The sequence below is a fragment of the Microcoleus sp. SVA1B4 genome (assembly GCF_036700545.1).
Classification (GTDB): domain Bacteria; phylum Cyanobacteriota; class Cyanobacteriia; order Cyanobacteriales; family Microcoleaceae; genus Microcoleus.
The window spans coordinates 1-20,845 of record NZ_JAUBPB010000095.1; the positions used below are offsets into that span (position 1 = coordinate 1).

Consider the following 20,845-nt stretch of genomic DNA (forward strand, 5'->3'; position numbering starts at 1 on the left):
CAAAAAGGACGGGCGGGACGCCCATCCCACAATAACAATTAAAATTGTAAGTTATTTAATTCGCGATCCTTAACATGAATGTGGGCGGGTTCGCCTCGATCGGAACTAAAAAAGATGAAACTGTAGGGGCCAACCTGAAGAACCGTAGGCATTAGCTGCTATAAGAGTGAATTTTGTCCTAAGTTTAACTTGCGATCGCTCTTAAATTTGTGGCTACGATGAATATTAATAATCAGCGGACGATCGCCTTTTTACATCTCTGCTTGGATTAGTGCGATCGCGGTCTTTTTTCCTGCCTTTTTTAATCTGTTGGCTCATTTCTACAAACAAATCTCTGCGTAAATAAGGATAGTCGCTCACCCACACGTCACGGCTGGGAATATAAATATCTGAAACTTTGGCAATTCTGCCTAAATCTTCTTGATTTGACATAATTAACATTAAAGCAGCTTGACCGGGGACAATTCCTTGGTGATCTTTCCGCAAGGGAGCTCGAAGTGTAGTAGTAAATCCGGTTTTGTCGCCGACTTCTAAATTAATTCGCGGTTCTAAGTTGTCAACTATTACGAGTTGTCCTTTTTGATTGACTGTTTCTTCTTGACTTGTGACTTCATCTGTAATATATATATCCAAAACTCGTCCTTGCCAAAAACCGCAGTATTGATATTTGCGGCATTCTGCATTCCGCAAACTCGCCCACAAAATGGGCCCCCACAGCCAGTACAAACCAGCTATCAATCCGGTGATTAAAACTAGCGGCGCGACATCGGAACCGGCGAAGTTGTAGACTACCAGGAGGAAAACTACGGTGACGGCAGAGATTAACATTCGCCTCAAAAAATCGGGCGGTTTTCCCCAGATATATTTGTATTGCGCTCCCGTGGCGACGGCGGGAATTAGTTCTTGAAAGGTTTCGCGGGTTAAGGGAATTAGCATAGGAAGTTTGGCAACGAGCAATGTACGGGATGCAACGGCTGTCTGTTCGGAAGCTGATTATATTAAGGCATTTAACAGATTTAACTGATTGATGTTGAAGTCACAAATCAGAAGTTATATCATGTGCGATCGAGTGACCGCGATTAAAAGGGCGGGTTTTTGAGATTGTCAATTATTGGCTGATATTTTTTGTGAACCCGCCCCTACCGTATTAGGGGTAATCGACCGGACATAATATTAGAAGTCAGATTAATTCCACATTACCAATGACTAATGACTAATGATTAATGACTAATGATTAATGACTACAAGATTTTTTCCAGGCCGTAAACGAGCGATCGCAATTCAATGACTTTGCGTATAGACAGCAAGACTCCTGGCATATAACAAGCGCGATCGCTGGTATCGTGTCGTAAAGTATAAACTTGACCGGCGCCGCCAAAAATTACCTCTTGGTGGGCAATTAAACCGGGTAAACGGATGCTGTGAATGCGAATCCCTTCATCGGCCAGTGAACCTCGAGCTCCGGCTAATTTTTCGGTTTCCTCAACTTCTGGCAGATTGAAAGTTTTTCCCATCTCTGCTAACATTTGGGCAGTTTGAATTGCCGTGCCGCTGGGGGCGTCGGCTTTTTGATTGTGGTGCAGCTCGATAATTTCTACGTGTTCAAAATACTGAGATGCCGTGACGGCGGCTTGTTGGAGCAAAACCATGCCGATCGAGAAATTGGGTACGATCAAACAGCCGATGCTCGCTTTATCAGCGAATTCAGCTAAGTTTTTAATTTGCTTGCTGCTCAATCCGGTAGTGCCGACTACTGGGCGAATGCCGTAAGCTATGGCCGATCGCACGTTTTCATAAACTGACGAAGGGTGCGTAAAATCTACCATCACGCCTAACTGCTTTTCCTGAGCTGCTAATACCAGCATTCCTTGCAAGTCGTCAGTGATGGGAACTTCTAACGGGCCGCATCCGGCTAATTCGCCGGCATCGGCGTTGAGGCACTCAGGAGAGCGGTCTACAGCCCCAAATAAAGTCATGTCACTAGCATGGGCGATCGCCTTAATTACTTCGCGGCCCATTTTGCCTGCAGCACCGTTAACAATCACCGGAATCGGAAGTTGATTCGCCATAATCTCAAAAATATCCTGAAAGTTCGATCGACTAAATTTTAACGCTTGTGCGAATTTGGGTAAACAAGGAATGAAAGACAGGATTTGTCGGCAAATCTTCAAAAACCCGGTTCCCATTCCAGAAATACTTTGCCTGCATCGAGTAATTAGCTTAAAGAAACTCGGTTGCGGCACAAGTTCTGAAAAAATTACATTCAATCTCATATTAAGCTCAATTCTGTTAGAACAGACTTGTGCAAAGCTAATTTGCACCGACATATTTTTTCTGTGACTGCCAAATTCTCTCGAAATCTTCGATATGTCATGTCTGTGGCAACTGGCCTCAACCTGAGTTCTCAAAACCGACGGGTGAGGATTTTGCCTGCAATGCTTGTGGGCGCGACTGTAACGCTGCTGAATATGGGAGTTCGGCAGTTGGGAGGCCTGCAAAGCTGGGAGTTGGGGAGTTTTGACTCGTTAGTGCGCTTGCAGCCAGATTCCGGCCCCGATCCGCGACTGCTGGTAGTGGAAATTTCTGAAGCCGATATTCAAGCTTTGGGGAGATTTCCGGTTTCCGACGGTGCGATCGCTCAAACCTTGACAAAACTGCAAAAGTATCAGCCAAAAGTCATCGGTTTGGATTTGTACCGGGATTTGCCTCAAGCGCCGGGACACCAAGAATTGCTGGCCGCGCTGAAAGCACCGAATGTGGTGGCGATCTATAAATTGAGCGATTCAGAAAGTCAGGGAGTGCCTGCGCCTCCGGGGATACCGCCCGATCGAGTTGGTTTTAACGACTTCGTGCTCGATCCTGATGGTGTTGTACGCCGCAATTTGCTCTCAGTCTCGCAACCAGACAAAAAGATTGCTTTATCGTTTTCTATGCAAGTGGCTTTGCTGTATCTCAAAGACAGAGTACAGCAGAAAAATAGCGCTGTTCATCCCCACCAAATCGACTGGGGAAAGGCAGAATTTGTGCCTTTAACTTCTGACAGCGGCGGCTATGCAAATATTGACACCACAGGCTACCAAATTCTGCTCAAATACCGTTCTGGTAAGGAGGTGGCGCGACAAGTCAGTATCAGGCAGGTATTGAACGGGGAAATTGAACCAAGCTGGGTTAAGGACAAGATTGTGCTGATCGGGACGACGGCACCGAGTACCAGAGATTTGTTTTTGACGCCTTACAGCCCGGTTAAAAAGCAAAGTCCGAAAATGCCGGGGGTGTTGCTGCACGCGCAAATGCTCAGCCAAATATTGAGTGCGGTTTTGGATGGACGATCGCTGTTTTGGGTATGGCCAGAATGGGCGGAAATTTTGTGGAACGGTGCTTGGGCGATGGTTGGCGGGGTTTTGGCTTGGCGGATTCAGCATCCTGCGAGGGCGGGATTGGCTGGGGGTGTGGGATTGATGGCTTTGTTGGGGATTAGTTATGGAATTTTTACCCTGGGTGGGTGGATACCGTTAGTGTCGCCGACTTTGGGTTTGGTGGTGACTGGTGTGGGTGTCAGTGCTTACAGGAAGCTTTACGATGCTTTTCACGATTCTCTAACGGGTTTGCCCAACCGGGATTTGTTCGTGGATTGCTTGGGGCGGGCGATCGCCAATACTAGGGGCCGCCACAGCCATCTGTTTGCGGTGCTGTTTCTGGATTTAGACAGGTTTAAGGTGATTAATGATTCTTTGGGTCATTTGGTGGGGGATGAACTGCTGATGGCGGTGGTGCTGCGGTTGAGGGCGATTATTGGCTCCGGGGATACTGTGGCGCGGGTGGGGGGTGATGATTTTGCGATTTTGGTGAGGAATATTGATGTTGACAGTGCTGTGGATTTGGCCGATCGAATTCACAAAGCTTTAATTGTGCCTTTTGAGTTGAATGGGCAGGAGGTGTTTGTGACTGCAAGCATCGGGATTGCCCTGGGGGGCGAACCCGCTGCTACTGTCAGGGAACAGCCGGAACACTTGCTGCGGGACGCCCACACGGCGATGTACCGGGCGAAGGCTTTGGGAACGGGAAGGTATCAGGTGTTTAATGCTTCGATGCACGCTTTGGCGGTGGAGAGGTTGCAGTTGGAGACGGATTTGCGGATTGCCCTCAAGCGTCGGGAATTTTTGCTGCACTATCAGCCGTTTGTCTCTTTGGCAAGCGGGAGGATTATTGGGTTTGAGGCTTTGGTACGCTGGCAACACCCGCTGCGGGGTTTGATTGGGCCGATCAAGTTTATTCCGGTGGCTGAGGAAACGGGGGCAATTGTGCCGCTGGGTGAGTGGGTGTTGGAGGAGGCTTGTCGGCAGTTGCGGCTGTGGGAGGAAATGTTTGGTTTCGATCGAGCTTTGATTATGAGTGTAAATTTATCTGGGAAGCAGTTTGCTCAGCCGGATTTGGTCGATCGCCTGAAGGTGATTTTGGAAACAACGGGTTTGAGTGCCGAGAGTTTGAAGTTGGAGATTACTGAGAGTGTGGTGATGGAGGATGTGGAGTCGGCGATCGCGGTTTTGAAGCAGATGAAAGCGTTAAATGTCAAGTTGGGAATTGATGATTTTGGCACTGGTTATTCGTCGTTGAGTTATTTGAGTCGGTTTCCTACGGATACTTTGAAGGTTGATAAGTCGTTTGTGGGGCGAATGGAGATCGAAAGCGAGGGGGAGAATGTGGCGATCGTGCGGACGATTGTGGCGCTGGCTCATGCTTTGGGTATGGATGTTATTGCTGAGGGTGTGGAGACGGCGGCACAATTAGCCCGGTTGAGGTCGATCGGCTGCGAATATGGTCAGGGTTATTTTTTTGCTAAGCCGTTACCGAGCGAGGCTGCGACTGCTTTGATGGCTTCCGATCCCCAGTGGTAGTTGTGGGTTATTAGTTATTAGTTATTGTACAGATAGTGATCATGGCCCGATCGCCCTTAGCTCAAAATGGTGTTTCTGCCTGTAAGTGCAGCTTTTCTCCCAACTGCGGATGCTCAAACGAAAGTTCCCGCGCGTGCAAGTGTAGCCGCTTCGCAGCAGCCCGACATCCGTAAAGTCGATCGCCCAAAATCGGTATCCCCAACCCTCGAACATCCGCTGCATGAACCCTCAATTGATGAGTGCGTCCCGTCAGCGGCCAAAACTCGACGCGATCGCAATTTCCCTCCCTCGTCATTACCTGAAAGCGAGTAACACTGGGCTTTCCGCACTCCCAATTGACTTGCTGGTAAGGGCGATTTTCTGGATCGCCCCAAAGTGGAAGATCGATCGTCCCCGCATCAATTTTCACAGTACCAGAAAGCACCGATTCATAAACTTTGTGAACCTGCTTTTGTGCAAATTGCTGCCTGAGTTGACTGCTAGTTTCTTTGTCCCGCGCCAATAGTAAAATCCCAGATGTTTCCCAATCTAAACGATGCACAACTGTCAAATTTAAAAAATTAGGTAATAAATTACGCAAACGACTAAAAACACTATCTTGATTTTCTAAATAACGACCTGGCACTGACAGCAAACCAGAGGGTTTATTAACCGCAATTAACCATTTGTCTTCATAGATAATCGGTAGCATTTCGGTAACGGGCAAGATGCCCGTTCCACAAGAAATATGATGATTTGTGGGTTGGGCTTTTTGCCCGCTCGCAACGGGCAAGATGCCCGTTCCACAAGAAATATTATTGCTTGTGGGGAGTAGGGGTTGGGCTTTTTGCCCGCTCGCAACAGGCAAGATGCCCGTTCCACAAGAAATATTATTGCTTGTGGGGAGTAGGGGTTGGGCTTCTAGCCCGCCCGTCAAACCCTCATTTATATTATTAGAAACAAGCGGATTTTGAGCCAATCCTGACAGCAAAAAACCCATCAACGGCTGACACCGATCGCCACAAGCGCCATAAAATTCTCCCTGTATCTTATCGCCCGATGGCGGCCCCCACCAAAACTCAGCCATTGCCAGCGGTTTCAGATTGTGTACTGCCGCGTAGTGGAGCAATTTTGGCGCGCAACAGTCGCCGGTGCCAGTGGGAATAGAATTAGTTGGCATCAATGAGGAGATTGATCGCGATTTCCCCAAAAAATTCATCAGAGTGTAAGCCGCGTGCATTTGCGTTTGAAGTTCGCGGGAAAGTTCTTTTCGCCGCTGTTTCAGGGCCCGCATCCGTCGATCCGCAGCTTCAATTAATTGTTGTAGCGGCTGCAATGTTTCATCCCGCTGTCGTTTCAATTGTCTGCGTTCAATTTTCTCCAAACGGCTTTCTTGATTCAGTTGTTCCAGGGCAATTTCTAGTGTTTCGGCTGCGAGAGTTTGACACAGTAACTGGCGTTTTTCATCTCGCTGCTGCTTGCAATTGCGATGCCGATCGCTCAAAACTTGCATTTGCACTTCAAACTCCCGAAATAAGGCTTCATACTCTTGTCGCTGCGGGAGTTGATTGAGTGCAATAAGTTCCTGTTTCATCTCCTCCAATTGAGTTAACGTGCGGGCTTCATCGAAAGCAACTCGATCGCGTCCCGGAATCGGCGGCACCCAGCCTTCAACAATGCTGCAACCCTTCAGCAGCCCGGAAAATGCTTTGAGTATCCCCTGTTCCCCCGAAGGCATCTCCACCAGTAATATGCCGTACATCTTGCCCTCGCGATCGTAGGAATCGTCAGCCGCCAGGTACTGCATCAAACCCCGCGCCAGATCCTCTGACATTCGAGTGCGGGGCAGTCTCAGCAGATCGCCAGTCTGAGGACAACGGCCTTCGTACCAATAATTCGGGCGCGAGTCGATCGACTCCCGATCACAGTCCGTGACATCTAAAAGCGCGTGAAATTTTAGCATATTAAATTTGGTTTGAAATCTAAATTAGGATATATTTTCTTGTGGCTTGACCCCGCCCAAAAACGGATACAAGTTTCCGACACTCGTCGTGGGGAGATCAAAATTTTAGACTCTGGTTCAAGCTCCCAGATTCATCGGTCGAATCAATCGAAAATCGAAAATCGAAAATCGACTGACCGTATTTTATAGGGGTGTACCGAAAGTGGGAAGGGTGCATAATTTTATACCGACTATAATTAAGTAAAAATGATTGGTTGCACCCAGCCTGATATGCTAAATTTGTTTCAAAACAGCAGCGAGATTAAGAAAAGCATAAGTTAATATATAAGACCGCAAGCTTGTTATCCCACTAAATTTTTTATGTGCAAGGCGTATGCCAGACCTCTCGACTTCGGCTCCTGAAAACTCCTCAAACCCCCAACCAGCTCTGCTGCCGCCGATTTTAAGAATTTTTGCAGCATTTCCAGATTACGATCGGGGCAATAGATTGTACGCCGCAGGAAGGTACGAATCGGCAGTCCTTTGCTACGGAAAAGCGGTTCAAATTAAGCCGGACTGGGCTAGGGCGTGGCTGAATCTGGGCAAAGCTTACAAGCAACTGCACTCCTACGCAGAAACCGTAGCCTGTGCCGATCGAGCTACAGCAATTAATCCCGAAGAATACTGGGCTTGGATGCTGCGCGGCACAGGGCTGTTAAGTTTGCAAAATCACTCAGAAGCGATCGCGGCTTTCGACACCGCAATTCAAATCAATTCAGAAAAGCACGAAGGTTGGTATCAGCGGGGCAGAGTTTTAGAGGAATTGCAGCAGTGGGATGCAGCCGCAACCTGTTACAAAAGAGCAACCCAACTTCATCCGAATTTACCCGCCATGTGGTATCGGCAAGGCAACGTGTTGGTTCAAGCGGAGCGCTATCCTGAAGCCGTGGCCGCTTTTGAGCGCGCGCTGAAACTCGTCCCGACTAATTGGGAAGCTTGGCTGAACCGAGGTTTGGCTTTGATGAAAGCCGAACGCTACGCTGAAGCTGTAACTTCTTACGATCGCGCCATTCAACTACAACCACAAAATAGTCTGGCTTGGTTCAATCGGGGCATTGCTTCAGCAAAATTGCACAAATATGCAGAAGCCGTGACAGCTTACGATCGCGTACTGCAAATGCAGCCCAACGACTGCGAAGCTTGGTTTTATAAAGGAATGGCCCTCAAACACCAGTGGGCCGACGCGGCAATTGCTTGTTTCGATCGGGCAATTCAAATTAATTCTTTGTATCCCGAAGCATGGATCGGGCGCGGTCAAACACTGTCAGAAGCGAGAGATTTTGAAGGGGCGATCGCTGCTTTTGACCAAGCCGTTCAAATTAATCCGAATTTTCCCGAAGCTTGGCTGGGTAGAGGCATCGCCCTAGCAGGATTGGAACGCTACAAAGAGGCAATTATCGCTTACAGCAATGCCCTACAAATTGAAGGTAATTTTCTAGAAGCTTGGAACTTGCGAGGCGAAGCTTTGGAAAAATTACAGCAATACGAAGAAGCGATCGCCTGTTTTGATAAAGTAATCTCTCTGACTTCAGAAGCAGAAATTACATCAAAAGTAGGGTTGCAGCAAGGCGCCGCGCTGGAAAAATTGCAGCGTTACGAAGAAGCCGTCGCAGCTTACAACCGCGTCCTAAAAATCGTGCCAGACAATTTTGAAGCTTGGTTGCAACGCGGCAATGCTTTGTCAAAATTGCAGCAGTACGAACAAGCTCTAGCATCATACGATCGAGCAATTACTGTCTGGCCGGATAACTATCAAGGCTGGGTACAGCGAGGTCTGATCCTAGGGGAAATGCAGAACTATTCCCAAGCACTCGTCGCTTTTGACCAAGTGATTCAACTCAAGCCAGACAACTGGGAAGCTTGGGCGCAGCGGGGCGACGTTTTGCAAAAATTGCAGCGAACTCAAGATGCCATTAGCTCTTACGGAGTCGCCCTCGAAATCAAACCCGATTACTACGAAGCTCTAGTTAGTCGAGAAGAATTGAGACTTAAGGGCACGATGTCAGGAAAGTGGTGAGGAATGAGAATTAAATAACTTACAATGCGTGATGGTTCTTGTGGCATGGGCGTCCCGCCCGCCCTTTCTGGACGGGCGGGACGCCCATCCCACAATAACAATTAAAAGTGTAAGTTATTTAATTCGCGATCCTTAATATCATGTCCGATAGATTGACCATAATATCCCGGCAGGGCGGGTTTTTGAGATTGTTAATTATTGGCAGATATTGGCAGGTGAACCCGCCCCTACCTGATTTGGGGTAATCGACCGGACATGATATAATTATTACTTTTTTATATAGCATTACTCGGAAATCTCTGCTTCAAAACAGGCATTACCGGACAAGGTTTTTGCTCCTGTAAATTCTCTGGTTTGTTCCAAGTAAAAGGGCCTTTTTTCTCCGCCGCCATCCACAACAAACTTTTTGCTCGCGTCATCGCCACATACAGCAGTCGAAACTCTTCTGCTGTTTTCAAATAACCTGCTTGTTCCCACGCTTCGCCTAGATTTGGTAAAGGATATTTTTCGTGCAAACTTGCTCTAATTTGTGCTCTCGCTACCTCTGCTAAAGTGAAATCTCCTAAAAATCGGGTTTGCGGCAAAACTCGCAAATTTCCGGGGATGGTTTGTTCGTGCAGAAACGGCAAAAATACGCAATCCCAATCCAATCCTTTAGCTTTGTGCATGGTAATAATTGTTAGTTGACCTTTGCTGGTATAGCGTTCTTCTATTTTGTCGTCTGCATCCACAGGTTCAAATCTTTCGGAACTGACAATTTCGCTTAGTACATCCAAAATATTACGCATTGAATTGTTGCCGGCTGTTTGGATTGCTACCCGTTCTGCTAATTTGTCGGCGGTGGCTAATTCTGTTTGGTCGTATTGCAGCGCTAAGGCTAAGAAGGAAATGATTTGGTAGGGCGGCAGTTCTAAGCTAGCTTGCAGCAAACCGCAGCAAAAATAGCGACATTTGCGAACGGGGTCTGACTGCTGCGGGTCTAGCGGGCCTGGGTAAAGGAATTGTTCGGGGCTGGTAGCAAAAGCATTGTAGTCTTGTTTGGGGATCAGTTGTCGATCGCTCAAAATCTTTAAGGCTGCTTTCAGGTAGTCTGGAGAGTGCGGGCGATCGAGGAATTGCAGCAGTGTTAAGATTTCCCAAGGTACTTGAGAATGTCTGTCCCGTTCTCCCACATCTTCAATTTTAATCCCATATTTGTGCAAATCAAAGCTTAATCCGTGCTTTTTAGGATTTTCTAGCACTTCTTTGATAAACTTACCTTGTTTGTTTTCCCGCACCAAAATAGCCATCGATTTCAGATTTTCTAACGGCAATTTTGCACTATTTTCCCCATCGGTAGCTTCTTCGCCTGAATCGATAGCTTTTTCAGTTTTTGTAAATTCAAAATCCGCTGGTAAAAATTCCTCAACTAACTCAATTACCCGCTGACCAATTAACTCTACTGTATGGTAAATATCGCGGGGAGTATGCAATTCTAAGCCTCGACCAATCGGAGCCGAATTGGCATTTTGCTGCGGGTCATGGCTGGGTACGGGCTTAATAGTTTGGTCGCGAAAAGGCTTTTCATTTTTCGCTAATTCTGAGCCATTTACCCATTGCAACATAAAGTTAGCCGCATCGATAATTACTTGGGTGCTGCGGCCTGCACCGTCCATTGTCGCTAACTTATTCTCTACTTCGCACTCATCACAAAATTGGTTAAAATAAATCGGATCGGCGGGAGTAAAAGTAGAATTAATCGCTTGATTTGGGTCGCCAACTCTGATAAAATTGGGAGGTAAAGTAGGATGATCGGGATCGATCGCCAATGTTTTCAAAAGCCGAGTCTGCAAAGGTGTCGAATCTTGGGCTTCGTCCTCAAAAACGGCAAATACTTGCTTTTGCTCGATCGCCCTCGCCTTCGGATTGTCCAACACCCGCAAAGCTGCTAAAATCATCTCGTCGTAATCGATGAATTCCCGACTCCTCAACAAAGCCTGATATTTTTGATATAAACCCCCAGCTACTGCTAAAATCTCATAACCGTCCCCAGTATCAAGAGCGCTCATTTCTAACAACTGTTCGGGAAACAAACCAGAAGATTTCGCCTCGTGAATCACAGTTTTAGCTACCTGTGGCAAAATTTCCGTCCGCAAAACCGATTGCCGCCGCAGCCTCTCCGTTTCCTCTCCATCGAATTGCTGTCCTTCCAACAAAACTTGATATCGGCGGGGATTTTCAGCTATCCAAAGTTCTACACAGGTGCGAATTAATCGGTGACTTTGAGTTGGAGTAACTAAAGTCGAATTTTCTAAATTTAAACCCGACAAATCTGGATGGCGCATCGCAATATTCAAAGCTAAACCGTGCAAAGTGTGCACGGCAAAACCGCCTTGAGATAAAGACAATTCTGTCAATCTTTCCCGAATTTTAGCTTTAATATTAGCAGCAGCCGATCGCGTAAATGTCACGACAATTAACTGGCGGCGGCTGTGAAGCTGGTTGCGGGCGATCGCAATTGCCGACGCAGCAGCCATTCCCGTAGACTTCCCGGCCCCCGGAACCGCCGAAACAGCAAGGGGGCCGCCTTGCCAATCCGCCATGTCCTGCTGCCCCGCACGCAAGCTTTCACGAATTTTAAGGCAAGCTTGTTCTCGCAAAACTGCGGCAGAGTCTAACCCAGAGGAAATGTTGCCAGGGCGATCGATATTCGTTGTCGATCGCATAAAATCAGAATCAAATTCATCAGTCATTATTACATCCGCGTTTATCTGCGTTCATCTGCGGTTAAGAATAAAAAAATCTGCAACCTCTACCGTTTCCATTTCGGTATCGGCTAAACTAACACTATCTATTGAAGCTTAAATTAAAATCAGCATAAAATTCAATACCCAAGCCTTTTTTAGAGGAGTCACCCAAATGAAAACTCACCTCAAAATCAATTCCCCCCCGCCCAAGCCAAACCCAAACCCAGCCAACAACAGCACAACTCGTTTTGCTGTGGCGGTATTCTTAACTTTATCTTCAACAATTGCTTTGCCTAGCTGCGGAGGAGCTACATCCAGCAGCCCTGAAAACCAAGTTGCCGCATCGGCTCCACAATCGGCACCAGCACCCGAGCCAGCAGCCCAAAGGTCAAAAACTCCTGGTTCATCAAAAAAAGCAGCAGAAACGACCGCAACCCGTCCCCAACTGATTAAAAAAGCCGAACTCAGCGTAGTTGTCAAATCTATTGACGCCAGCACTAAATCTATTACCAATATTGTCGAAAAACAGCAAGGCGATATCTTGGGTTTCCAAAATCAAAAGCCGCCGGATTCGAGTGTCCGCCAAACCGCGTCTGTGGAGATTCGCGTGCCTCAAGAACGTTTAGAAACGACTTTAGAGGCTTTGGCAAAACTCGGAACTGTAGAGAACCGTTCTCTGACGGCTGAGGATGTTACCGCTCAATTAGTTGACAGCGAGGCTAGGCTGCGGAACCTCCGCAAATCGGAGGAAATGGTGTTAAAAATTATGGAGCGATCGGGTTCTGTCGGCGACGTACTCAAAGCTGCTCAAGAATTGAGCAATATTCGGGAGTCGATCGAACGCATTGACGCTCAGTTAAAAAGTTTGCGAAATCAAGTAGCCTATTCGACTATTAGCTTAACTCTAGAAGCAGCAGTATCGGCGCAACAAACTCCCGAACCTTCTCTAGGTTTGCGGGTACAGGAAACTTGGGGGAAAGCGACTCATTCTGTGGGTGAATTGACGCTCGCTTTGTTTGCTTTGGGTATTTGGCTGTTGGCTTACAGTCCTTATTTGCTGTTAATTGCGGCTGCGGTTTACGGCTTTAATCGATTTAAGAAACAGCATTCTGTTCCGCAAATTCAAGAACCGAAACCGCCTCAGTAGTCAGTAGTCATTAGTCATTAGTCATTAGTCATTCCACCCACATAAAATTTATGTATTGGGGAACAGCCGAAGAAACCGTTCTTAAAACCAACGACAACTGACAACCGTCAACTGACAACCATCAACAGTCAACAGTCAACTCACTAATCATCAATTTGCCATCCATCTTTGGTATAGTCTTCATCCACAATCTTTTTCGGACGCATCACCAGAACAACTCGCCCCAAAATAGGAATATCCGGGGATTGTTCAAACCAGTACAATTCTAAATTGCCAGCGTTATCTGCGAGGAAATAACTGTCTGCATCCCACTGTCTTTGAGCTCGATCGGCAATAATCAAAACTTCTTCAACTTTGCCTTGCAGCGGTACCGGCAATTTATCGCTCATTCCCAAAACCGCCACCGGATCTTCAGCGTTCAAAATTACCTGCCATCCGGGAATCGCCACCCAAGCTCCTGCTCCAGAAAATTTTACCATTCGGAACGGCTCGATTTCCTCCGGCAAAGGCACTGCCAGCAAATCTCTCGTAGAAAGCGGCAATTTGCCCACAACCGGGACAACGCGGGGCAATTGTTCCTCCGTATCGAGTCGGTAGACGGGCAAGCGGGGCGCTTCCTTTCTCGAAACTACGGTAAAATCAACGAGCAACTGCTCGATTTGCGCCCTAGCGGTTGGGCTGCTAGCTAATTTTAAACCGCGAGCAATTAAGCGCGATCGCTCTTGCAAATCGCTTTTCTGTCTCGCTAATTGCCAGCATTGGTAAGCCATAGCATCGCCGGGAGTGTCTGTGAACCCTTGGGGGAGACTCCCGAAGTGCGAAAACTCCTTGATCGCTTTAGCAACTTGGCGAGCATCGTCAACATCCAAATTGTGGGTTAGCATCAAAGCCGCCGCCCCGGCACGCTCTACTTGAGAGAGAATCCGAAACTCGTATAAGATATCGCTACCTTTGCCCAAAAAGTGCGATCGAACTTCCTCTGAAGCCCCAGCATTTACCATGCTGGTGTAGACTTGGGCTGCGACGCTTACTTGATTTTGCTGAATTGGCTCAAAACCAGTTTCTTCAAAAATCCTTTGAGAGTTGTAGCCAGCTTTTAGCAGTGCAGTGCAGGCCTGTCCCCACTCTACCCAAGTGCCTTCTTTTCGGCGGAGCGATCGAATTAACTTTTCAGCATCCACAGCATTGGTGGAGGGTGCAGATGCAGGATGGGAGGAATCTTGCGGTGTATCAGTCATAATTGAATCAAAAACTAAGGCTAAGTTATGTGTTATTGGATACCGGCAAGGCTCGTGTCGCGGCAGAGCGATAGATTAATAGTAAGTGAGTTATGAGACTATTGTTACCGGAAAACGAGAGGAAAGCCCCCGACTTCAGGCGTGGGGATGAACTCGGCAGCGGAGGTGGCTACCTACAGTCTTAGAAAAATCCTGGTTGATTTCTAAAAGCATGATATGATTATATCATGCTAACAGTAACTCACGAGTACAAACTACGTCCAACCAAATCTCAAGTTCAAATATTTGAGATTTGGTTGTCTGTTTGTCGTCAGGTTTATAACTATGCCTTGCGAGAACGGAAAGATTGGGTGAATTCTCGTAAGTCTTCTGTTAATGCTTGTTCGATAGTTGGTGAGTATATTATCTCACCGGATACTCCTAGACCAACCTATGCTAGTCAGTGCAAAGGTTTGGCAGAAGCTAAGAAGCATTGTCCCGAATTAAAGACCCCTCATTCGCAAGTATTGCAGCAAACTTTAAAGGTTTTAGAGTCGGCATTTGTGGCAATGTGGGATAGAGGGCATGGGTTTCCTCGCTTCAAAAAACGGATGCGCTCGTTTGTTTTCCCGGCTGTTAAGGATGCAGCAGTGGAGAATGGAAAGGTTAATCTGCCTAAGATTGGGTGGGTAAGGATGAAAATGTCTAGACCCACACCAGAGGGTTTTATACTCAAGCAAATTAGAGTAGTTAAAAGGGCATCAGGATATTTTGTCATGCTGACCTACCAGTTAGCAGTCAACCTGCCCGCTCGCCCACCGTCAGGACATCCATTAGGGGTAGATATTGGGATTGACAAATACCTCGCAACTTCAGATGGAGAATTAGTCAACAGACCGAGATTTTTTCAGGCACTTCACCGCGAGTTGAAATCACTGCAGCGAAGATTAAAGCATCAAAGAAAAGGGTCTAATAATTGGCTTGCTCTCCAGAAAAAGATTGCTAGAATTCATCAAAAAATCAGTGATACCAGAAAGGATTGGCACTATAAATTAGCTCATAGGTTATGTGACCAAGCAGGAATGATATTCATTGAGGATATCAATTTTAAGGCTTGGGCAAAGGGGATGTTCGGTAAATATACTCTCGATGCAGCCTATGGTCAATTCTTCTCGATTCTGTCTCATGTGTGTTGGAAGCGCGGGGTGTATTTTGCTCGTGTTGATAAAAACTATACGAGTCAAATTTGCCCCCAATGTGGAACCCATACTGGTAAGAAAACCTTGGATGTCAGAATCCATAGTTGTCAGTCGTGCGGGTACACCACTGACCGCGATACAGCAGCAGCACAAGTAATTAGAGACAGAGGTATCCTTGCGGTCGGGCAGCCCGTGAGTAAAACTGCTTCTGGAGGCGTTCTATCGGGGATCGATAGTAATATCGGTCTAGAGTCGAGCCTTTGAGAGAAGAATCCCCCGCATTCTATGCGTGGGGAGTGTCAAAGAATAGTTGCTCGCCTAAATTTACAAAGGGGAGTTTATCGTATTGTTATGGATAATGCCATTTCAGAGCTAGATCAAATTAAACGCCAGCTCATGACCCTACACAGACCGAAAAAGCCCAAAATGCTGGTAGTAGACGACGAACCAGACAATCTGGATTTACTCTACCGCACTTTCCGACGAGATTTTAACGTGCTCAAAGCTGAGAGCGGAATTCGCGCCTTGGAAGTCCTCGGCATCGAAGGCGAGGTCGCCGTCATCATTTCCGACCAGCGGATGCCCGAAATGAAGGGAACGGAGTTTTTGAGCAAAACCGTACCCCAGTTTCCGAATACGGTCAGAATTATCTTGACTGGTTTTACGGATATTGAAGACTTGGTGGATGCGATTAACTCAGGACAGGTTTATAAGTATATCACCAAGCCTTGGGACCCGAACGAACTGAAAATGGTGGTGCAAAAGGCAGCCGAGACTTATGAAATTCTCAAGCAGCGGACTGAGGAATTGGATCGCGCTCAAAATCAAATACAACTGTTAGCAACAATCATGCAAACGGCTGTGGATTATCCGAGTTTGGAAGCAAGTTTAGATCCAATTGCTACTGCTATAAGTGATAATTTTTTGGCAGACTTTTGCATTTTGCAACTGGTGGAAGGAAATGTTTTAATACCAGTCCAAGGCTGTCACACCACGGGTTCAACTGTGGAAAATTGGCTGGCGGATGACCCTCTGGTTCGAGAAGCAATTACCTCTCAAACTATTCAGGGTGCTGTGAATATTGGCAACGACACAAACCTAGCGAGTCTGCCGCACTATCAGAAATCCGGCATTCAAGCTCACCTCAGCATCCCGGTGAGTCACAAAGGTCGATCGATCGCCCTAATTTCCATGCAGTGGAAGCAACCTTGTTCCCTGCGCCCCGACGAACTCACAACCGTTCACCTCGCCGCTCAAGAAGTTGCTTTGGTATTGACGAGTTTTCAGGGTCATTAGTCATCAGTCAGTCGATTTTAGATTTTAGATTTTAGATTTTAGATCGACTTGCAGCGCAGTGAATCTGGGAGCTTGAACAAAAGTCTAAAATTTTGGAATCTCCACGACGATTGTCGGGAGCTTGTACCTGTTTTTGGGCGGGTTCATTAGTCATTAGTTGTCAGTCATTAGTTATTAGTCGGCTCTCTGTCTTGAGTTTAAAATAATAGCAAAGGAAGGATTTAAGACAAAATCTCGCGGAGAGCTAACAATAAAAAGCATTAATGACTGGCGACAGCATGACATGAATGCACGGATTAGTTATTTTGTTCCGGCTGACCAATTACCAATTATCAATCACCAATGAAAAACGAGAAATGACTAATAACGCCGAACAAATTAAAACTATATTTAATCGAATTGCACCAGTTTACAATCAATTGAACGACTGGTTGAGCTTTGGGCAACACCGGATTTGGAAGCAAATGGCGGTGAAATGGAGCAGTGCGGGCCCCGGAAATACTTGTTTAGACTTGTGCTGCGGTAGCGGGGATCTAGCTTTGTTGCTGGCTAAACAAGCAGGGCCGACTGGTTGCGTATTTGGAGTAGATTTTTCCGCCGAACAATTGGCCGTGGCAGCCAAACGCGCGAGACCTTTTCTTACCCCTGCTAGTCCCATTTCCTGGGTAGAATCTGACGCCCTAGACTTGCCTTTTGCTGACAATTACTTCGACTGCGCCACAATGGGTTACGGCCTGCGTAACGTGACTGACATCCCCCGCAGTCTTCAGGAATTGCACCGCGTGCTCAAACCCGGTGCCAAAGCAGCTATTCTCGACCTCCACCGCCCCAGCAATTCCCTAATGCGGAGCTTCCAGCAGTTTTATCTAGACACTCTCGTAGTGCCCATTGCTCAGCAATTTGGCATGACTCAAGAATATGCTTACATTAATCCTAGTTTAGAAAAATTCCCGATCGGCCAGCAACAAGTCGCGATCGCCAACAAAGCCGGATTTGCCGCCGCCACCCACTACCCCATTGCTGGAGCTATGATGGGAGTATTGGTATTAGTCAAAGCAATTGAAAATTAAAAGTGGTTGCAGTTTCGGTCGATCGAATACTCCAGATCAAAATTTTAGACCCAGGTTCACCCCCCCAGATTCATCTGTGGAGTAAATCTAAAATCTAAAATCTAAAATCTAAAATCTTATGAATCCCTCTGACATTTGGCTGTTGTTGGCCCCACCTGTAGTGGGAGGAATTATTGGCTATTTCACTAACGATATAGCTATCAAAATGCTGTTCCGCCCCTATCGAGCTATTTACATCAAAGGGCGGAAGTTGCCTTTCACTCCCGGCTTGATCCCCCGCAACCAAGAGCGTTTAGCAAAGCGAATTTCCGACACAATCATGGGTTCGCTGCTGACGCCACAGGAACTGCAAAACTTAGCGCGCCGCCTCCTGCAAACCGAGCGGATGCAGTCGGTGATTCTCTGGTTGTTACAGTTGGCGCTGGATCAGGTAAAAGCAGACGCAGAGCAAAAAACGGCTAAAATTCTCGCTAACATTCTGCGAGATTTGCTGGGGGAATCTGTGCCGCGAATTCTCAAAGTTTTGGCGCGCCGGGAAGATTTTTTAGAAGCTCAGCTTAATCAAATTTTTGACCAAGTTTTGCTGGAGATTCAGCTAACGGAAGCTCAGGCTGCTCAGCTTGCTGAGTGGTTGTTGCAGGTAGTAATACCACCGGAAGTGCTGCGGCAGGCTTTAATTGACTTTTTGACGGATCGCAATATTTCGATCATCGATGAAGGGTTTCGAGAAAAAACCAGCGGCACTTATTGGGTAGTAGCAAATTTGTTTGGTTTGCGGAACACTTTAACTCGGCTGCGGACTTTTTGTCTGGATGACAGAGAAGCGACAAATCAGCGCTTAGCAGAGTTAACTATTTCTTTGGGAATTCGCGGGCGAATTCAGGAATGGCTGCAAAATTTGTCGATGCAAAATTTACCGGTTTCGACTGTGAGACAGTTGCGAAAAACTATGCGCGACAGTGTTCGCAGCTATGTTCAGCAGCGGGGAACAGATGTACTTGAGGGGTTGAGTAAATCTATTGACTGGGAAAATATTTCGCGGTTGATTCTCAATCGCTTGCAAACTTCAGCGGTGATGAGCGCTTCCCTGGGAATTGTCAGCAAAGAACTGGCTTTGGTTTTAGAGCGCTATCTAGAACGGGATTTAGAAAATATTGTAGCTCAGGCTATCCCAATTTTGAATATTGACCAGGTGATTGTCGATCGAGTCAAAGGTACTTCTCCTGAAGAGTTGGAGTTAGCAATTCAGGGAATTGTCAAAAGCGAGTTGCAGGGAATTGTAAATTTAGGAGGCATTTTGGGTGTTTTTATTGGCTGTTTGCAAACAGTTGTGCTTTTGCTTCAGCGGTGATTTGTTTCGGCAGTTGTGAGATATTTGTTGTAGTCTAATATTCGCTTGACTTGCGCCCACATGACCAAAAACCTGGTTTTGCGACCGTATTGGCGACCTCAGCCAGAGGATTTCTGTTAGAAACCGGGTTTTTGTGGCCCAATCCTAATTTACTTATTTTCTAAATCTATGCCAGCTCCAAATTCGGACGATCGCACAAACATCCCAAAAAACCCGCGCAACCTCAGCCGCCAACAATACGAGCGTTTAACCGCAGAAATGGCCACTCCCTACCGGCCTCTGCGACAGTTTGTTTACGTAGCTTGTGGCGCTTCGGGCTTTATCGGCGGCTTGGTTTTCCTCGCTAAAATTGCCTCTGGCCGGGAAATTGGTTCTGCTTTGCCCAATTTTGCCCTCCAAGTCGGAGTTGTGGCCCTGATGGTGTTCCTGTTTCGCTGGGAGCAGCGCGCCGAGGGCCGCTCCCCGAAGTCGAAGTAACAAAAATGTACAAATCGAGACAAAAATTTATCTTAGGCAAGAAAAAGTTATAAATATAAAGAAATTATTATGAAATCGTGGTTTTCCAGCGATCCCTGTAATTATAAGAATGTGGGTTCAATTGGGGTCAGCAAATTTAAAGGCCCTAATCATAAACCGCTTGTAACTCGTTCAATTGGGGTCAGCTTTCATAAAGACCCTAAATATATAAAATAAATTTAAGCCCAGCGCCAGCCTTCACTGATAGAAGAGCTGGCGTTAGGCATTTTGCTAGGATCGAGAGATAGAGCGAGAGAATCAGTAGGGTTTGCATCCCGCACACAGAGGCCCGTAGCAGCGTCCTGAACAGAGTTTTTTGCCTAGCATCAGGTATCGGTAATACCAGTTCCCAAAAATCATGCAACTCTAGGCCCATACTCGAAACCACGACGATCAGTCATTCGCAGTTCTAAAATCTAAAATCTAAAATCTAAAATCTAAAATGGTATAAGTGTTGGGGCGATCGAATAATGTGGCATTTCCCGAATACCTGAGCCTGTACAGTAACTAATAAGATGTGTCAAAGTCGAAGTAGAAAAAGATGTTGGGAGATTTGAGTATGGGTCGAGCATTTTTCAAAAAGCGGTGGACGTTATTTTTAGCAGCAGGCGCGGGAATTGTATTTTACAGTAATGCTGCTGTGGCTGCCGAAAAGGTAGTGCTCAAATACAGTGCGATCCGAATGACTTTACCAGTCAGCGAATTAGAAATTTTTGTAGAAACTGGAAAAATGTCGCCCGGCTTAGAAATGCTGCTGGGAAAAGCAAAAAAAGACCCGGAATCCGTTCGCAACAGTCTGACGAGACCGGTGAAAGTCAGTCAAAGCTTTTTGGATCGGACGCTTAACAGCAAGGTTGGGGAAATAATCCTCGATGAAGTGGGTGAGGTAATTCGCACTCCTTCTGGGAATGCAAATCGAGAAGCTTTGAGATCTGCCTTGGTGCTGTCTGCAACTAATGATAACGAGATTACACTGCTGGAAGCGATGAAAAATTATCCTACTCCAGAAGTTTATGTTGAGGGCGATCGTTTAGTTGAAGCTTACGGCAAACTTGTAGCTTTGTCAGAACAATTGGGCGGCGTGTCAGAACGGCTGCAAGACGTTTTGAACAAGATTCGTCTGCCTAGATTGTAGTGGATTTGGTCGAGGACGGTTGATTGCTTTGATCGATCGCAGAATGTTGCTGAACCTGCATCAATTACAGGAAAGTTACATTTTTTTTGTGCAAAATTTGCCTAATTTTTACACCACTACAAAAAAATCTAACTCCAGGCAAGCTCCAAACCAGACGGGAATCAGTCATTCTTAATTCTAAAATCAAAAATCAAAAATTAGATAACTTCGCTGTCTAATCAGGGTAAACGCATCTAAATTAATTTGACAAACACCTAAATTTGTGCATTACTAAATAACTAAAAAAAACTTTTAA

Annotated in this window: 14 protein-coding genes; 9 read left to right on the forward strand and 5 right to left on the reverse strand. The window is 46.5% G+C overall.

Going from position 1 to position 20,845, the window contains the following annotated elements; genetic code table 11:
• Nucleotides 1–225 precede the first annotated feature (225 nt).
• Nucleotides 226–936: a phosphate ABC transporter permease gene (locus QT987_RS27450; protein ID WP_333246427.1), complete on the reverse strand. Its 711-nt coding sequence runs from the start codon at nt 934–936 to the stop codon at nt 226–228.
• Nucleotides 937–1,241: 305 nt separating this feature from the next.
• Complete coding sequence (gene dapB / locus QT987_RS27455) at nt 1,242–2,069, reverse strand: 4-hydroxy-tetrahydrodipicolinate reductase (RefSeq protein ID WP_333246429.1); 828 nt, start codon at nt 2,067–2,069, stop codon at nt 1,242–1,244.
• A gap of 303 nt (nt 2,070–2,372) precedes the next feature.
• On the opposite strand from dapB, the gene QT987_RS27460 reads away from it, so the two are divergent.
• Nucleotides 2,373–4,895, forward strand: coding sequence for an EAL domain-containing protein (locus tag QT987_RS27460; protein WP_333246431.1), 2,523 nt, complete (start codon nt 2,373–2,375; stop codon nt 4,893–4,895).
• A 61-nt stretch (nt 4,896–4,956) separates the two neighbouring features.
• On the opposite strand, the gene QT987_RS27465 is transcribed toward QT987_RS27460, so the two are convergent.
• Nucleotides 4,957–6,837, reverse strand: coding sequence for a pseudouridine synthase (locus QT987_RS27465; RefSeq protein WP_333246433.1), 1,881 nt, complete (start codon nt 6,835–6,837; stop codon nt 4,957–4,959).
• 373 nt (nt 6,838–7,210) lie between these two features.
• Here QT987_RS27465 and QT987_RS27470 point away from each other — a divergent pair, with 373 nt between their 5' ends.
• Entirely contained in the window at nt 7,211–8,893 is a 1,683-nt protein-coding gene (locus tag QT987_RS27470; protein WP_333246435.1) for a tetratricopeptide repeat protein, read from the forward strand.
• Between the two features lie 275 nt (nt 8,894–9,168).
• Here QT987_RS27470 and QT987_RS27475 read toward each other — a convergent pair whose 3' ends face one another.
• Entirely contained in the window at nt 9,169–11,625 is a 2,457-nt protein-coding gene (locus tag QT987_RS27475) for an ATP-dependent helicase (RefSeq protein WP_333246437.1), read from the reverse strand.
• A 166-nt stretch (nt 11,626–11,791) separates the two neighbouring features.
• Here QT987_RS27475 and QT987_RS27480 point away from each other — a divergent pair, with 166 nt between their 5' ends.
• Nucleotides 11,792–12,766, forward strand: coding sequence for a DUF4349 domain-containing protein (locus tag QT987_RS27480; protein ID WP_333246439.1), 975 nt, complete (start codon nt 11,792–11,794; stop codon nt 12,764–12,766).
• A 143-nt stretch (nt 12,767–12,909) separates the two neighbouring features.
• Here QT987_RS27480 and QT987_RS27485 read toward each other — a convergent pair whose 3' ends face one another.
• Nucleotides 12,910–14,004: a RuBisCO accumulation factor 1 gene (locus QT987_RS27485; protein WP_333246441.1), complete on the reverse strand. Its 1,095-nt coding sequence runs from the start codon at nt 14,002–14,004 to the stop codon at nt 12,910–12,912.
• Nucleotides 14,005–14,231: 227 nt separating this feature from the next.
• Here QT987_RS27485 and QT987_RS27490 point away from each other — a divergent pair, with 227 nt between their 5' ends.
• From QT987_RS27490 to QT987_RS27515, 6 genes are all read left to right on the forward strand, one after another.
• On the forward strand, nt 14,232–15,446 hold the full coding sequence (locus QT987_RS27490) for a transposase (RefSeq protein ID WP_333246443.1): 1,215 nt from the start codon (nt 14,232–14,234) through the stop codon (nt 15,444–15,446).
• An 87-nt stretch (nt 15,447–15,533) separates the two neighbouring features.
• Nucleotides 15,534–16,478: a response regulator gene (locus tag QT987_RS27495; RefSeq protein WP_333246445.1), complete on the forward strand. Its 945-nt coding sequence runs from the start codon at nt 15,534–15,536 to the stop codon at nt 16,476–16,478.
• A 356-nt stretch (nt 16,479–16,834) separates the two neighbouring features.
• Nucleotides 16,835–17,548, forward strand: coding sequence for a bifunctional demethylmenaquinone methyltransferase/2-methoxy-6-polyprenyl-1,4-benzoquinol methylase UbiE (gene ubiE, locus QT987_RS27500; protein ID WP_333246447.1), 714 nt, complete (start codon nt 16,835–16,837; stop codon nt 17,546–17,548).
• Between the two features lie 118 nt (nt 17,549–17,666).
• Complete coding sequence (locus QT987_RS27505; RefSeq protein WP_333057721.1) at nt 17,667–18,899, forward strand: DUF445 family protein; 1,233 nt, start codon at nt 17,667–17,669, stop codon at nt 18,897–18,899.
• 168 nt (nt 18,900–19,067) lie between these two features.
• Nucleotides 19,068–19,376 (forward strand): DUF3493 domain-containing protein, encoded by a 309-nt coding sequence (locus QT987_RS27510; RefSeq protein WP_333057719.1) that lies wholly within the window; start codon nt 19,068–19,070, stop codon nt 19,374–19,376.
• A 598-nt stretch (nt 19,377–19,974) separates the two neighbouring features.
• Nucleotides 19,975–20,550, forward strand: coding sequence for an alpha/beta hydrolase (locus tag QT987_RS27515; protein WP_333057718.1), 576 nt, complete (start codon nt 19,975–19,977; stop codon nt 20,548–20,550).
• Nucleotides 20,551–20,845: the final 295 nt, after the last annotated feature.

Coding starts and splice junctions, on each gene's coding strand:
- QT987_RS27485 (WP_333246441.1), bottom strand. CDS start 14,004: ATGACTGATACACCGCAAGATTCCTCCCATCCTGCATCTGCACCCTCC.
- dapB (WP_333246429.1), bottom strand. CDS start 2,069: ATGGCGAATCAACTTCCGATTCCGGTGATTGTTAACGGTGCTGCAGGC.
- ubiE (WP_333246447.1), top strand. CDS start 16,835: ATGACTAATAACGCCGAACAAATTAAAACTATATTTAATCGAATTGCA.
- QT987_RS27450 (WP_333246427.1), bottom strand. CDS start 936: ATGCTAATTCCCTTAACCCGCGAAACCTTTCAAGAACTAATTCCCGCC.
- QT987_RS27505 (WP_333057721.1), top strand. CDS start 17,667: ATGAATCCCTCTGACATTTGGCTGTTGTTGGCCCCACCTGTAGTGGGA.
- QT987_RS27490 (WP_333246443.1), top strand. CDS start 14,232: ATGCTAACAGTAACTCACGAGTACAAACTACGTCCAACCAAATCTCAA.
- QT987_RS27515 (WP_333057718.1), top strand. CDS start 19,975: ATGGGTCGAGCATTTTTCAAAAAGCGGTGGACGTTATTTTTAGCAGCA.
- QT987_RS27470 (WP_333246435.1), top strand. CDS start 7,211: ATGCCAGACCTCTCGACTTCGGCTCCTGAAAACTCCTCAAACCCCCAA.
- QT987_RS27510 (WP_333057719.1), top strand. CDS start 19,068: ATGCCAGCTCCAAATTCGGACGATCGCACAAACATCCCAAAAAACCCG.
- QT987_RS27480 (WP_333246439.1), top strand. CDS start 11,792: ATGAAAACTCACCTCAAAATCAATTCCCCCCCGCCCAAGCCAAACCCA.
- QT987_RS27475 (WP_333246437.1), bottom strand. CDS start 11,625: ATGACTGATGAATTTGATTCTGATTTTATGCGATCGACAACGAATATC.
- QT987_RS27465 (WP_333246433.1), bottom strand. CDS start 6,837: ATGCTAAAATTTCACGCGCTTTTAGATGTCACGGACTGTGATCGGGAG.
- QT987_RS27460 (WP_333246431.1), top strand. CDS start 2,373: ATGTCTGTGGCAACTGGCCTCAACCTGAGTTCTCAAAACCGACGGGTG.
- QT987_RS27495 (WP_333246445.1), top strand. CDS start 15,534: ATGGATAATGCCATTTCAGAGCTAGATCAAATTAAACGCCAGCTCATG.